At 72.7% G+C, this 11,681-nt stretch carries 14 protein-coding genes, 1 pseudogene and 1 riboswitch; of the genes and pseudogenes, 7 read left to right on the top strand and 8 right to left on the bottom strand.

Translation table 11 applies throughout. The annotated features are described in order from the left end of the window. Nucleotides 1-6: 6 nt before the first annotated feature. From AC07GB_RS20215 to AC07GB_RS20195, 5 genes and pseudogenes are all read right to left on the bottom strand, one after another. Nucleotides 7-684 carry an urease accessory protein UreF gene (locus AC07GB_RS20215; RefSeq protein ID WP_478847265.1) on the bottom strand — a complete coding sequence of 226 codons (678 nt, stop codon included), beginning with the start codon at nt 682-684 and terminating at the stop codon, nt 7-9. Between the two features lie 36 nt (nt 685-720). Beyond that, nucleotides 721-2,442 carry an urease subunit alpha gene (locus AC07GB_RS20210; RefSeq protein ID WP_478847263.1) on the bottom strand — a complete coding sequence of 574 codons (1,722 nt, stop codon included), beginning with the start codon at nt 2,440-2,442 and terminating at the stop codon, nt 721-723. A 109-nt stretch (nt 2,443-2,551) separates the two neighbouring features. Then, nucleotides 2,552-2,854 (bottom strand): annotated as a pseudogene (locus AC07GB_RS20205) (urease subunit beta); the annotation flags it as partial. A 115-nt stretch (nt 2,855-2,969) separates the two neighbouring features. Next, nucleotides 2,970-3,272 (bottom strand): urease subunit gamma, encoded by a 303-nt coding sequence (locus AC07GB_RS20200; RefSeq protein WP_478847261.1) that lies wholly within the window; start codon nt 3,270-3,272, stop codon nt 2,970-2,972. A 197-nt stretch (nt 3,273-3,469) separates the two neighbouring features. Beyond that, a complete protein-coding gene (locus AC07GB_RS20195; RefSeq protein WP_478847259.1) occupies nt 3,470-4,090 on the bottom strand; it encodes a TetR/AcrR family transcriptional regulator in 621 nt (206 codons plus the stop codon). A gap of 247 nt (nt 4,091-4,337) precedes the next feature. Here AC07GB_RS20195 and AC07GB_RS20190 point away from each other — a divergent pair, with 247 nt between their 5' ends. Beyond that, nucleotides 4,338-5,351, top strand: coding sequence for an ABC transporter permease (locus AC07GB_RS20190; RefSeq protein ID WP_478847257.1), 1,014 nt, complete (start codon nt 4,338-4,340; stop codon nt 5,349-5,351). A gap of 24 nt (nt 5,352-5,375) precedes the next feature. Here AC07GB_RS20190 and AC07GB_RS20185 read toward each other — a convergent pair whose 3' ends face one another. Further along, entirely contained in the window at nt 5,376-5,654 is a 279-nt protein-coding gene (locus AC07GB_RS20185; protein ID WP_478847255.1) for a type II toxin-antitoxin system Phd/YefM family antitoxin, read from the bottom strand. A gap of 90 nt (nt 5,655-5,744) precedes the next feature. Between AC07GB_RS20185 and AC07GB_RS20180 the strand changes: the two genes are divergently transcribed. The 4 genes from AC07GB_RS20180 (at nt 5,745) to AC07GB_RS20165 (ending at nt 8,616) form a co-directional block, all read left to right on the top strand. Continuing rightward, nucleotides 5,745-6,374 carry an ATP-dependent Clp protease proteolytic subunit gene (locus AC07GB_RS20180; protein ID WP_478847253.1) on the top strand — a complete coding sequence of 210 codons (630 nt, stop codon included), beginning with the start codon at nt 5,745-5,747 and terminating at the stop codon, nt 6,372-6,374. Between the two features lie 8 nt (nt 6,375-6,382). Next, nucleotides 6,383-6,688 carry a hypothetical protein gene (locus tag AC07GB_RS20175; protein ID WP_478847251.1) on the top strand — a complete coding sequence of 102 codons (306 nt, stop codon included), beginning with the start codon at nt 6,383-6,385 and terminating at the stop codon, nt 6,686-6,688. Nucleotides 6,689-7,245: 557 nt separating this feature from the next. Continuing rightward, nucleotides 7,246-7,399: riboswitch (cyclic di-AMP (ydaO/yuaA leader) on the top strand. Nucleotides 7,400-7,402: 3 nt separating this feature from the next. After that, nucleotides 7,403-7,879 carry a C40 family peptidase gene (locus tag AC07GB_RS20170; RefSeq protein ID WP_478847249.1) on the top strand — a complete coding sequence of 159 codons (477 nt, stop codon included), beginning with the start codon at nt 7,403-7,405 and terminating at the stop codon, nt 7,877-7,879. Nucleotides 7,880-8,097: 218 nt separating this feature from the next. Further along, nucleotides 8,098-8,616 (top strand): DUF6328 family protein, encoded by a 519-nt coding sequence (locus AC07GB_RS20165; protein ID WP_478847247.1) that lies wholly within the window; start codon nt 8,098-8,100, stop codon nt 8,614-8,616. 18 nt (nt 8,617-8,634) lie between these two features. Here AC07GB_RS20165 and AC07GB_RS20160 read toward each other — a convergent pair whose 3' ends face one another. Next, nucleotides 8,635-9,066 (bottom strand): ATP-binding protein, encoded by a 432-nt coding sequence (locus AC07GB_RS20160; RefSeq protein ID WP_478847245.1) that lies wholly within the window; start codon nt 9,064-9,066, stop codon nt 8,635-8,637. A gap of 270 nt (nt 9,067-9,336) precedes the next feature. Between AC07GB_RS20160 and AC07GB_RS20155 the strand changes: the two genes are divergently transcribed. Continuing rightward, entirely contained in the window at nt 9,337-10,197 is an 861-nt protein-coding gene (locus tag AC07GB_RS20155) for a helix-turn-helix domain-containing protein (protein WP_478847243.1), read from the top strand. A 9-nt stretch (nt 10,198-10,206) separates the two neighbouring features. Beyond that, complete coding sequence (locus AC07GB_RS20150) at nt 10,207-10,431, top strand: DUF397 domain-containing protein (RefSeq protein WP_478847241.1); 225 nt, start codon at nt 10,207-10,209, stop codon at nt 10,429-10,431. Nucleotides 10,432-10,509: 78 nt separating this feature from the next. On the opposite strand, the gene AC07GB_RS20145 is transcribed toward AC07GB_RS20150, so the two are convergent. Further along, a complete protein-coding gene (locus AC07GB_RS20145) occupies nt 10,510-11,646 on the bottom strand; it encodes an 8-amino-7-oxononanoate synthase (protein ID WP_478847239.1) in 1,137 nt (378 codons plus the stop codon). Between the last annotated feature and the right edge of the window lie 35 nt (nt 11,647-11,681).

The following is an 11,681-nucleotide window of genomic DNA, read 5'->3' as shown; positions in this document are numbered from 1 at the left end:
GGCCCTCTACGACGCGAACAGCCGTACCGGCCACGCCGCATGCGCCTCGGCCCCGATCTCGAGCAGCGGGGCCGACGCCGCCGGGAGTACGTCGGGGCCTTCGTCGGGTACGCGCGCCGCCGTGGCCGCCGCCGCCAGCACCACCCGGTCCACGTCGTCGCCGAGCCGCGCCAGGACGGCGGTCGCGTCGAAGGGGTCGAGGCTCAGCAGACGTACCACCGCGGTGGCGGGTCCGCTGATGGACTCGTACGCCGCGCAGTACGCCGCGTCGGCGGGTCCGAGCCCGGCCGCCCGCGCGGCCGCCCCGAGGACGACCGGCTGGTGGGCGCCCTTGGGGAAGGCACGGGCCAGCGCGTCGAGTTCGGGCGCGGGCCAGGTGGCGCGCGCCGCCCGCAGCAGCTGCCGGCCCAGCTTGCGCGCGGCGGTCCGCAGGGCGAGGGAGGGGGTGCGCGCGTCGGCGGCCGCGTCGAGGGCGGCCGGTTCGGCGGCGCCGAGCGCGGCGGCCGCGGCCAGCGCGGCGGACACCAGGCCGGTGGTGTGCAGCCGCCCGCGGCAGAAGGCCTCCAGGCTCGGCGCCCCGGTGACGCGCCCGGCCTTGACGGCCGCCTCGGCGCCGCCGGAGTGGGCGTGGCCCCCGGCGGGGAAGCGGCCGTCGGCCAGGATCAGAAGTGCTGCTCGTGACATGTCGTACGTCAACCAGGAGGAGGGGGTGAAGGGGCGTCAGAAGAGGAAGTAGCGCTGGGCCAGCGGGAGTTCGGCCGCCGGTGACGGCTCCACCAGCTCGCCGTCGATCGTGACCGCGAAGCTGTCGGGCGCCACCTCCACCCGGGGCAGGGCGTCGTTCTCCCGCATGTCCGCCTTCGTACGCCCACGGGTGGAGCGGATGGCCACGAAACGCCGGTCGAGGCCGAGGCGTTCGGGCAGGTCGTCGTCGAGGGCCGACTGGGTCACGAAGTTCAGGGAGTTGAGCGCGGGGGCCCGGCCCCGGCCGCCGAACATCGGGCGCGGGAGGACCGGTTGCGGGGTGGGGATCGAGGCGTTGGCGTCGCCCATCTGCGCGTACGCGATCTGTCCGCCCTTGAGGACCACCTGCGGCTTGACGCCGAAGAACGCGGGTTCCCAGAGGACCAGGTCGGCCAGCTTGCCGCTCTCCACCGAGCCGACCTCGTGCTCGATGCCCTGGGCGACGGCCGCGTTGATCGTGTACTTGGCGACGTAGCGGCGGGCGCGGTGGTTGTCGGCCCGGGTGTCGCCGGGCAGGGCGCCCCGGCGGCGCTTCATCACGTGCGCCGTCTGCCAGGTGCGCAGGATGACCTCGCCGATCCGGCCCATGGCCTGGGAGTCCGAGGACATGATGGAGATCGCGCCCAGGTCGTGGAGGATGTCCTCGGCCGCGATCGTGGTGGGGCGGATGCGGGACTCGGCGAAGGCCAGGTCCTCCGGGACCGCGGGGTTGAGGTGGTGACAGACCATCAGCATGTCGAGGTGCTCCTCGACGGTGTTGACGGTGTGCGGGCGGGTCGGGTTGGTCGAGCTGGGGAGCATGTTCGGCAGCGAGACCGCCGTGATCATGTCGGGGGCGTGGCCGCCGCCCGCGCCCTCGACGTGGAACGCGTGCAGCGTACGGCCGCCGACCGCGGCGAAGGTGGCGTCGACGAAGCCCGCCTCGTTCAGGGTGTCGGTGTGGACGGCGAGCTGGGCGCCCGTGTCCTCGCAGACGTTCAGACAGGCGTCGATGGCGGCGGGGGTCGCGCCCCAGTCCTCGTGGATCTTGAAGCTGACGGCGCCCGCGCGCAGCTGCGCGTGCATCGAGGCGGCGTTGGTGGTGTTGCCCTTGCCCAGGAAGCCGATGTTGACGGGGCTGCTCTCCATCGCGGCGAACATCCGCGCCAGATGCCAGGCGCCCGGCGTGATGGTCGTGGCCTTGCTGCCCTCGGCGGGTCCTGTGCCGCCGCCGATGAGCGTGGTGACGCCGGCGGCCAGGGCCTCGTCGACGATGGTCGGCGAGATGAAGTGGATGTGCGTGTCGATGCCGCCCGCGGTGAGGATCTTCCCGTTGCCGGCGAGGATCTCGGTCTCGGGGCCGATGACCAGCTCGGGGTGCACCCCGTCCATGGTGTCCGGGTTGCCCGCCTTGCCGATGCCGGTGATGCGGCCGTCGCGGATGCCGACGTCGGCCTTGACGACGCCCCAGTGGTCGATGACGATCGCGCCGGTGATGACGGTGTCGGGCGCTCCCTCGGCGCGGGTCGTGCGGGACTGGCCCATCGACTCGCGGATGACCTTGCCGCCGCCGAACACGGCCTCGTCGCCGGAGCGTCCGGGGCCGCCCGAGCGGTCCTCCTCGATCTCGACGAGCAGGTCGGTGTCGGCGAGCCGGACGCGGTCGCCGGTGGTGGGGCCGAACAGGTCCGCGTACGCGGCTCGGGACAGCTCAGGCACCAGTAGCTCCGTTCGCTCGGCCGCCCGCGAGGCGTGCGCGAAGGCTTCCGGCCGCCCGGGCATCGGTCGTCTGGGCGTCGGTCGCCCGGGCGTCGACGGCTTCGAGTTCGTCGAGTGCTCCCCCGGTCTCCCCGCGCAGTCCGGGTACGACACGGGCCCCGGCGAGGGGGACCAGTTCCACGTCCACCGGAATGCCCGGCTCGAAGCGCACGGCGGTGCCCGCGGCGATGTTGAGCCGCTTGCCGCGCGCGGCGGCGCGGTCGAAGTCCAGGCCGGGGTTGGCCTCGGCGAAGTGGTAGTGGGAGCCGACCTGGACGGGCCGGTCGGCGGCGTTCAGGACGGTCAGGCGCGTCGCCTCACGGCCCTCGTTGAAGGGGACGGGCTCCTCGGCGAAGAGGATCTCCCCGGGGATCGGCCCAGGCACGGGCCCGGAGGCGGGGGCGGCGGCGGGGGCGGGGGCGGGGGCGGGGGCAGGCCCATCGGCGGGGCCGCTGCCGGTCACGGCGTTCATGCTGCGCGAACTCCCGTCACACGATCGGGTCATGGACGGTGACGAGCTTGGTGCCGTCGGGGAAGGTCGCCTCGACCTGGACGTCGTGGATCATCTCGGGGATGCCCTCCATGACGTCGTCCCGCGTGAGCACCCTGCGCCCCGAGGACATCAGGTCCGCGACGCTGCGGCCGTCCCGGGCGCCCTCCAGGATGTGCGAGGTGATGAGGGCGATCGCCTCGGGGTGGTTGAGCCTGAGGCCGCGCGCCCTGCGCTTCTCGGCCACGTCGGCGGCCACATGGATGAGCAGTCTCTCCTGCTCGTGCGGGGTCAGTCGCACGTCCCACCTCACAGTCCTCGCCCCGGACCGTGCGGGGTCCGGCTGCCGCGGCCACCGCGACGGGCATAGATGTAACACGCAGCGACCCACGTGCCGGTGTCCACTGTCGCTTACGGAATCCCCAGGTGGCGTGGCAGAGCAGGCTAGTTGGGCGGAGTTTCAGCGAGGTTAACCAGCCTTTGACTGAGCCATGACTATCAGCGGGGCTCCGCCATACTCATCAGTCCGCGCAGGCCGTTCCCCAGCGCCTCCACCGGAACGCCGTCGAACAGCGCGATCTGCGCGGCGAACCCCTGCGCGACGGCGATCATCGTGCGGGCGACGTGGTCGGCGGGGACGTCGGCGCGGATCATGCCCGCGTCCTGGTAACCCTCGACGATCCGCACCCAGGCCGCGCGCACCGCCGCGTACCCGCCCTGGAGGACCTCGCGCAGCTCGGCGTTGCGCAGCGTCTCCGTCCACACCTGGACGAGCAGGCGCGGGAAGTACGACTCGTCGCCCTCGCGCAGCCCCGGCTTCAGATCGAGGACCTGCCCGAGCGCCCGGCCCACGAGGACGTCCGGGGCGGGCGGCGGGACCTGGCGCGCGGCGGTCTCGAAGATGCCCCGTATCTCGTCGAGGACCTCGGAGACGATGGCGTTGATCAGCTCTTCCTTGCCGCTGAAGTAGCGGTACACCGCGCCCGCGGAGAGGCCCACCTCCTTGAGCACGTCCTGCATCGACGTGGCGTGGAAGCCGTTGCGGGCGAAACAGAGCGCGGCGCCGTCGAGGATCTGGCGGCGACGGGCGTCGAGGTGTTCCTGGGATACGCGGGCCATGCGCCTCAACGTAGAACGAACATTCCTTCTTGACAAGCCGCGCCCGCCGACGCACGGTGGGGCCAGCACCAAAAACGAACGATCCTTCTCTTTAAAACGGACCCTGCGGAGACCACACAGACCGCGGAGACCACGGAGACCACGGAGACCACACGGAGCGCACGGAGCGCGCAGAGCGCACAGAGCGCACAGAGCGCACAGAGCGCACAGACCACATAGTCCGCCCTCCTCCCCCGCTGGAGAAGCCATGTCCACGCCGTCCACGACCGCACCCCCGCCCCGGACCCGGCGCATGCTGATGGTCGTCGCGCTCGCCCCCGTCCTCGTGGCGCTCGCCCTGTGGGCCTTCGCCTGGCCCGCCGCCAGGATCGCCCCGCGCGATCTGCCGCTGGGCGTCGCGGGCCCGGCGGCCGCCGCTGCCCCGGTGCAACGGCAACTGGAGCAGCGGGAGGGGGCGTTCGACATCCGCCGGTACGCCGACGAGGCCGCGGCGCGGGCCGCGATCGAGGACCGGTCCGTCTACGGCGCAGTCGTCGTCACCGCGCGCGGCCCGAAGCTCCTGACCGCGTCGGCGGCGAGCCCGGTCGTCGCGCAGCTCCTCCAGCAGGCGGTGGCCGAGCGGGCGCCGGAGGGCGCGCGGGTCACGACCGTCGACGTGGTGCCCGCGCCGCGCGCGGACCCGCGGGGTTCCGCGCTCGGGTCGAGCGTGCTGCCGCTGGCCATCGGCGGAGTCGCGGCGGGCGCGCTCGTCACCCTGCTCGGGCTGCGGGGCGCGCGGGCCGCGGCCGCGCTGGTGGGCGCGGCGGCACTGGTGGGCGTGGTCGCGGCGGCACTCGCGGACAGCTGGCTCGGCATCCTGACCGGCGACTGGTGGGCGGAGGCCGGGGCGCTCGGCCTCACCGCGCTCGCCATCGCCTCCGCGGTGGCCGGGTGCGCGGCGCTGCTCGGCCCGGCGGGCATCGGCGTCGGCGCCCTGCTGATGGTGCTGCTCGGCAATCCGTTCTCGGGCGTGACGTCGGCTCCGCACCTGCTGCCCGAGCCGGTCGGCCTCATCGGGCAGGCGCTGCCGCCGGGCGCAGGCGGCTCACTGCTCAGGTCCGTGGCGTTCTTCGACGGCGCGGCGGCCACGGGCCCCGTGGTCACCCTGACCGTGTGGGCCGCGCTCGGCCTGGGAGCCGTCCTCCTTGGGGCGCGCCGCGGACAGCCCTCCCCGGCGGCGAGCACCCCTGACGTGCCGCGCGAGGCGGTTCCGGTCGGCTGAGCGGACCGTCGGGCCCGCCGGCCGCTACGTCATCCGCGGCCCGTGGTGCTCGGCCGCGATGCCGAAGCGCTGCCGCTCCCCTGCGCCGGACGCCGAGCCGCCGATCGACGACACCGAGGTGATCACCTGCTCCTGCGCGGGCTCCTCCGCCTCTTCAAGGCGGCGCAGGTCGTCCGCGGAGACCAGGGCCACGAGCGGCTTGCCGTGCCGCGTGACCACCACCCGCTCACCGCCGTACACCACGCGGTTGATCAGGTCGGCGAGCTCCGCCCGGGCTTGCGTCACCGGAATCTCGTAGGCCATGTCCCCATCATAACGTCACGTACGTCCTGTACATTTTTTACAGAAGGCCGCCGCGCAGGGCGGCGGCCTCGTGCTGCCAGGAGGCGTGCCATGCGCGGACCGTCCGCCCGTTCCGTCCTGCCGGAGTTCACCGAGCGCACCAGCTCGGGCCCGCGCACCTGGGATCCGTACTCCAGGCTCCTGGAGGAGCGGATCGTCTTCCTCGGCACGCCGATCGACGACGTCGCGGCGAACGACGTGATGGCTCAGGTCCTCTACCTGGAGCACGCGGCGCCGGACCGGGACATCTCGCTGTACATCAACTCCCCCGGCGGCGACTTCAGCGCCACCACGGCGATCTACGACACGCTGGCGTACGCCTCCTGCGAGGTGGAGACGGTCTGCCTCGGGCAGGCCGCGTCCGCCGCCGCGGTGCTGCTCGCCGCGGGCACACCCGGCAAGCGGGCGATCCTGCCCGGCGCCCGGGTGCTGCTCCAGCAGCCCGCGCTGCCCGAGCCGGTGCGCGGCCAGCCGACCGACCTGAGCATCCGGGCGGAGGAACTGCGGCGCACCCGCGCGCTCCTGGAGGAGATGCTCGTCCGGCACACCGGGCGTACGCCCGGGCAGGTCTCGGCGGACATCGAGCGGGACACGGTGCTCGACGCCGAAGCCGCCCTCGCCTACGGTCTGGTGGACCGGGTCGTCCCGAGCCGCAAGGCCGCGCGCCCGGACGCGGAGTGAGGCGGGGGGTGCTTCCGGAACTGCCGCCGCTGCCCGCGCTGACCCGCGCCGAGGGCGACCTCGTCGACGCCTATCTGGCGGTCCTCGACCTCCTCGGCCGGATCAACCCGGCCCGCGCCGAGCACACCTACGGCGGCCTGCGCGCCGCGCAGGCGCTGGTCACCCGGGCGACCGAACTGCGGGACGCGCTGGCGCTCATGCATCAGCGTGGGGAGAGCGAGGTGCACGCGCCGACGCTCGCGCGTGCGCTGCGCGTCCTGGACGGCGAGCGGCGCGCCGCGCGCGTGACGATGCCGCCACCGACGGGGCATTGACCGAGGGCCCGGCGCCGGCGACACGATGAGGGTCCGTCATGATTCAGTCCGATTCACCCCCCATGACCGTGTGTCCCGTGCCACACTTCCAGCCAGACCTCATTCCGTTTTCGGCCTGGCAGCCCGGTGCGCCGGTCGCATCTGACACCGTGGAACGCGCCCCGGACCCAGCGCGCCCGCGCCATCCGTCCGTTGCCGGTGTGCGCGGATGTCGGCCCGAGTCCGGGGTTGCCCCGGAGATGACCAGAGATGATCGCCCCTTCTGCGTAATCGGCGATCGTCCCGGCGGACCCCCGAAGTCGCGCAACTCCCTTACACCACAGCCGGATTCGGGCGTTCCGGCGCTGATGGGGCAATCATCTCCGAGTGTGACCTAGACCCTATTCGGCCGTTGTCCACCGGAACGGGTCAGCCGTGAGGAGCCTCACATACCGCTGATCCGGCTCGGCTTTTTCGCCTCTCTCGGGTGAAGATCCCTTCCGACGACAAGCCCCCGCCACAGGCGGCGGGGCGATCCGAGCGGACGCCGAGTCCTGCCGCCGCCCGGATGCCCGGTCGACATCTGTGCACCGGCAGGAGTGGAGGACCCAGCAAGGCGGGCCGTCCGGCAAGTCCGGAAGGCCCTTGGGGTGAAGTCGCATCGCGCGGCCGGGCATCTTCGCCTGCCCGAACCCGACAGGTCATCCTTCACAGGCGGCTGACGAAGGGTTGCGCATGACTGCGCTGCATCGTGTTCCGTCGCTGCTGACGAGGGCCAGTACGGCTTCGGCTCTCACCCTCGCCGCCGTGGGCGGCACCCTCGTGGCCCCCGGACTCACGGGGGAAGCACAAGCGGCCACCTCGCACGGGACCAAGGCGCTCAAGGTCGCGGCGTCCAAGAAGGGCTCCCCGTACCGCTACGGCGCGGTCGGACCGAACCGGTTCGACTGCTCCGGACTGACGCTCTACTCGTACAAGCGCGTGGGCAAGAAGCTGCCCCGCACCGCCCAGCAGCAGTACAACAAGACCCGCAAGGTGTCCTCCGCCAGCCGCACCCGCGGGGACCTGGTGTTCTTCCACTCCGGCCGGAACGTCTACCACGTCGGCATATACGCCGGTAAGGGCAAGATCTGGCACGCCCCGAAGCGAGGCACCGTGGTGCGGCTCGAAAAGATCTGGACCAACCAGGTCTGGTACGGCCGGGTCCGCTGACCCGGCCCGCGGGCGGCGGCCTTTCTCAGGGCCCGCGCCGTCGCCCGCACAGGGCTCCACCAGCACCTTTCGCCGCCGTCCGGTCAGGGCCCGGACGGCGGCACCACCCCCGACGGCGGCCCGGACGACGGGCCGCGACAGCGCCCCCGCCGACGTCACCCGGCCGGCCCCGCCGTCAGGACGGGAGTGGAGCGGCCCCATGCGGATACTCGTGGACCATGGCCGACCATCACCCCCATGCCACGGGCACGACCAGACCGACCGGTTCCCGGCACACGCGCAACGAGACCCCGCTGGAGCGGGCCGACCGCAACTTCTCCGAACTGCTCCAGGAACTGCGGGTCACCCAGACCGGTGTGCAGATCCTCTTCGCGTTCCTGCTCACCCTCGCCTTCACGCCACGCTTCCCCACCCTCGACTCCGTGCAGCGCGCCACGTACGTCATCACGCTGCTGCTCGCGGTGCTCGCTGCCGCGCTGTTCACGGCGCCCGCCGCGGTGCACCGCACCCTGTTCGGGCGCGGCGCCAAACCACTGATCGTGCAGGTGTCCTCGCGACTCGCCGCCACCGGGCTCGCGGTCCTCGTGCTCGCGCTCACCGGGTCCGTCCTGCTCGTCGTCGACGTGGCCGTGGGCCGCACGGACGGCATTTTGGCGGCCGTGGGCACGTTCCTGGTGTGCGGGGGGCTGTGGGGCGTGCTGCCCCGCCTCGTCGGCCGCACGGACCGGCGGCGCTGACCCCGCGCGGCGGGAGCGTCAGCTCTGCACCGGCACCGACCACGGCAGCGTGATCCACACGGTCTTGCCGCCCTCGTCCGTGGGGCAGACCGTGAGTCTGCCGCCGCACTCGGCGGCGAGCCAGCGGACGATGACCATGCCTCTGCCGTTGTCCTGCTGGACGGCGGCGGGCAGCCGCTTGGGGAAACGCGGGTGGCTGTCCGTGACGCCGATGCGCAGCCGCTCGTCGCGGTCGAGCCGGACGTCCACGGTGAAGGTGGGCGAGAGGCCGAGGGTGTGCTGCACCGCGTTGGTGGCCAGCTCGGAGACGATGAGCCGCACGGTGTCGGCCACGTCGGCGTCGGCCGGAAGGCCCCACTCGGTCAGGATGTCCCCGACGTACCTGCGGGCGGTGGAGACCGAGACAGGGTCGCTCGGCAGGGTGACTGATGCTTCCTGGTGGTCTGCCATGACGGCGCCGTCCCTTTCCCACCGGGACCGTACTTCCGACGCGTGGCGGAAGTACTCGAGGATCGTCCCGGAGCTGGTGCTTCGCGCCAGATTGCCACTCTCGCGAGGGCCGCGCCCGCCGATCCACCGAGATGTGCATATATCTGTCGCTCGAAGCGGTGAACTCTGCGACGGCAGACCGTATTTGGGCGCAACACTGGCAGTTCCTCTACCGTCCCCTACCGGTGGCGCCGACCCCCGGCCTCCGGAAGGACCCAGAAGGAGACAGCCATGCAGTACGGTCCCGCGGTGCGCCGTCGCAAGCTCGGCGCGGAATTGCGGGCGCTGCGCGCCGAGGCCGGGCTCACGAGCGGCGAGGCCGCCTCGCTCGTGGGCTGGCACCAGTCGAAGGTGAGCCGGATCGAGACGGGCCGCAGCGGCGTGAAGGCCACCGACGTACGACTCCTCCTGGAAGCGTACGGGGTGCAGGACCCGCATCTGCGGGAGCTGCTCGTCGCGCTCGCGGGCGGGGACGACGAGCACGGGCGCCACCACTGGTGGCACGCCTACCGGGGGCTCCTGCCGCCCGCGTACCGCGACTTCATCAGCCTGGAGTCGCAGGCCTGCCGGGTGCGCACCCTGGAGACCACGGTGGTCCCCGGCCTGTTGCAGACGCCCGAGTACGCCCGCGCGGTGACACGTGCCGCGCTCGGCGGGCGGCCCGAGGAACAGGTCGAGGCCCTCGTGCAGGTGCGCCTCGCCCGGCAGGACGTGTTGCGCAGCGAGCCGCCGCTGCGGCTGAGCGTGATCCTGGACGAGGCGGTGCTGCGGCGGCAGGTGGGCGGGCCGGAGGTGCTTTCCGGACAGTTGCGGCGGTTACTGGAGGCGGCACGGCTGCCTCAAGTGCGGCTTCAAGTGCTGCCGTTCGCCTCTGGTGAGCACATCGGCCTGATCGGCCCTTTCGTTATTCTCTCCTTTCCGAACATTTCTGATCTGGATGTAGTAGTTCTCGACCACTTGACGAGTAGCCTCTACCTCGAACGGAAAGAAGACCTTCAGGCGTACACCGACGCCTTCAACTCACTTCAGGGACAGGCGCTTTCCGTTCAGGATTCAATGGATTTCATCGCCGGGTTAGGTGACGGCGCGTAAGGAGGCACCATGACTGCACTGCCTCGGTACGTTCCCTCCAGCACGTCTCTCAGGGACGCGCGGTGGCGGCGCAGCAGCCGCAGCAACGGAATGAACAACTGTGTGGAGACGGCTCCGCTCGGCTCAGGTCCCGTGCGGGGCCTGCTCGCCGTGCGCGACTCGAAGAACGCGGCCGGCCCGGCCGTGCTCTTCTCCCCCACGGCCTGGGGAGCCTTCGTCGACGCCCTTCGATGAAGGCCCACGGCCCTTAGGTGAGGCCCGAGTGAGCGCGCCGGACCCTGGACCCAGGTCTCAGGTGCCAGATCTCAGGTGTCAGGGCGCGGTGCGGCTGATCACATCGACGACCTCGGCGAGCTGTGTGTCGCCCAGGTCCGCTCGTGCGGTCAGCCGCAACCGCGAGACGCCGTCGGGGACCGACGGCGGACGGAAGCACCCCACGGCGAGACCCGCGGCCCGGCAGTCGGCCGCCCAGCGCACCGCCGCATCGGGCGACGGGGCGCGCACCGAGACGACGGCGGCGTCCGGACGCACCGCCGAGAACCCCTCCCCCACCAGCAGTTCGTAGAGTCGGGTGGCCACCTCACGCGCGCGCGTGGCACGCTCCGGCTCGCGGCGGAGCACCCGCAGCGCGGCGAGGGCCGCCCCGGTGGCGGCGGGCGCGAGGCCGGTGTCGAAGATGAACGTACGGGCGGTGTTGACCAGGTGGTCGATGACGCGCGCCGGGCCGAGCACGGCGCCGCCCTGGCTGCCCAGGGACTTCGAGAGCGTGACGGTGGCCACCGTGTCGGGCGCGCCCGCGAGCCCGGCGGCGTACGGGGCGCCCCGGCCGCCCGCGCCGAGCACACCGAGTCCGTGGGCGTCGTCGACGACGAGGCCCGCGCCGGACTCCCGGCAGACGGCGGCCAGTTCGGCGAGGGGCGCGGCGTCGCCGTCCACCGAGAACACCGAGTCCGTCACGGCGATCGCGGGCCCGTCGTGGGTGCCGAGCGCCTTGCGCGCGGCCTCGGGGTCCGCGTGCGGCACCACCTGGGTGGTCCCGCGGGCCAGGCGGCAGCCGTCGATCAGGGAGGCGTGGTTGCCCGCGTCCGAGACGACGAGCGAGCCGTGCGGGGCCAGGGCGGTGACGGCCGCGAGGTTCGCCGCGTAGCCGGAGGACAGCACGAGGGCGGCCTCGAAGCCGCAGAACGCGGCAAGCTCCCGCTCCAGTTCCGCGTGCAGTTCGGTGGAGCCCGTGACCAGGCGCGAGCCGGTCGCGCCGCCGCCCCAGCGGTGGGCGGCGGCGGCCGCGCCCGCGGTGACCTCCGGGTGGCGGGTGAGGCCGAGGTAGTCGTTGCCCGCGAGGTCGAGCAGGGTGGTTTCGGCCGGGCGCGGACGCAGGCCGCGGACGAGCCCGGCGCGTTCACGCGCCCGCGCCTGCTCGTCGATCCAGTCGAACGGCGCGCTCGCCATGAGGCCTCCAGGTCGTCGTCCGCACGAGCGGTGCG

The sequence above is a fragment of the Streptomyces sp. NPDC045778 genome, from assembly GCF_056431945.1.
Note: the sequence above shows the minus strand (reverse complement) of the source record. Positions and strands in the feature narration are given on the sequence as shown.

Excerpts from the sequence above, each read along its gene's own strand:
- AC07GB_RS20170 (WP_478847249.1), top strand. The coding sequence starts at position 7,403 with ATGACTGCGCTGCATCGTGTTCCGTCGCTGCTGACGAGGGCCAGTACG.
- AC07GB_RS20185 (WP_478847255.1), bottom strand. The coding sequence starts at position 5,654 with ATGGCCTACGAGATTCCGGTGACGCAAGCCCGGGCGGAGCTCGCCGAC.
- AC07GB_RS20195 (WP_478847259.1), bottom strand. The coding sequence starts at position 4,090 with ATGGCCCGCGTATCCCAGGAACACCTCGACGCCCGTCGCCGCCAGATC.
- AC07GB_RS20150 (WP_478847241.1), top strand. The coding sequence starts at position 10,207 with ATGACTGCACTGCCTCGGTACGTTCCCTCCAGCACGTCTCTCAGGGAC.
- AC07GB_RS20155 (WP_478847243.1), top strand. The coding sequence starts at position 9,337 with ATGCAGTACGGTCCCGCGGTGCGCCGTCGCAAGCTCGGCGCGGAATTG.
- AC07GB_RS20160 (WP_478847245.1), bottom strand. The coding sequence starts at position 9,066 with ATGGCAGACCACCAGGAAGCATCAGTCACCCTGCCGAGCGACCCTGTC.
- AC07GB_RS20190 (WP_478847257.1), top strand. The coding sequence starts at position 4,338 with ATGTCCACGCCGTCCACGACCGCACCCCCGCCCCGGACCCGGCGCATG.
- AC07GB_RS20180 (WP_478847253.1), top strand. The coding sequence starts at position 5,745 with ATGCGCGGACCGTCCGCCCGTTCCGTCCTGCCGGAGTTCACCGAGCGC.
- AC07GB_RS20215 (WP_478847265.1), bottom strand. The coding sequence starts at position 684 with ATGTCACGAGCAGCACTTCTGATCCTGGCCGACGGCCGCTTCCCCGCC.
- AC07GB_RS20165 (WP_478847247.1), top strand. The coding sequence starts at position 8,098 with ATGGCCGACCATCACCCCCATGCCACGGGCACGACCAGACCGACCGGT.
- AC07GB_RS20145 (WP_478847239.1), bottom strand. The coding sequence starts at position 11,646 with ATGGCGAGCGCGCCGTTCGACTGGATCGACGAGCAGGCGCGGGCGCGT.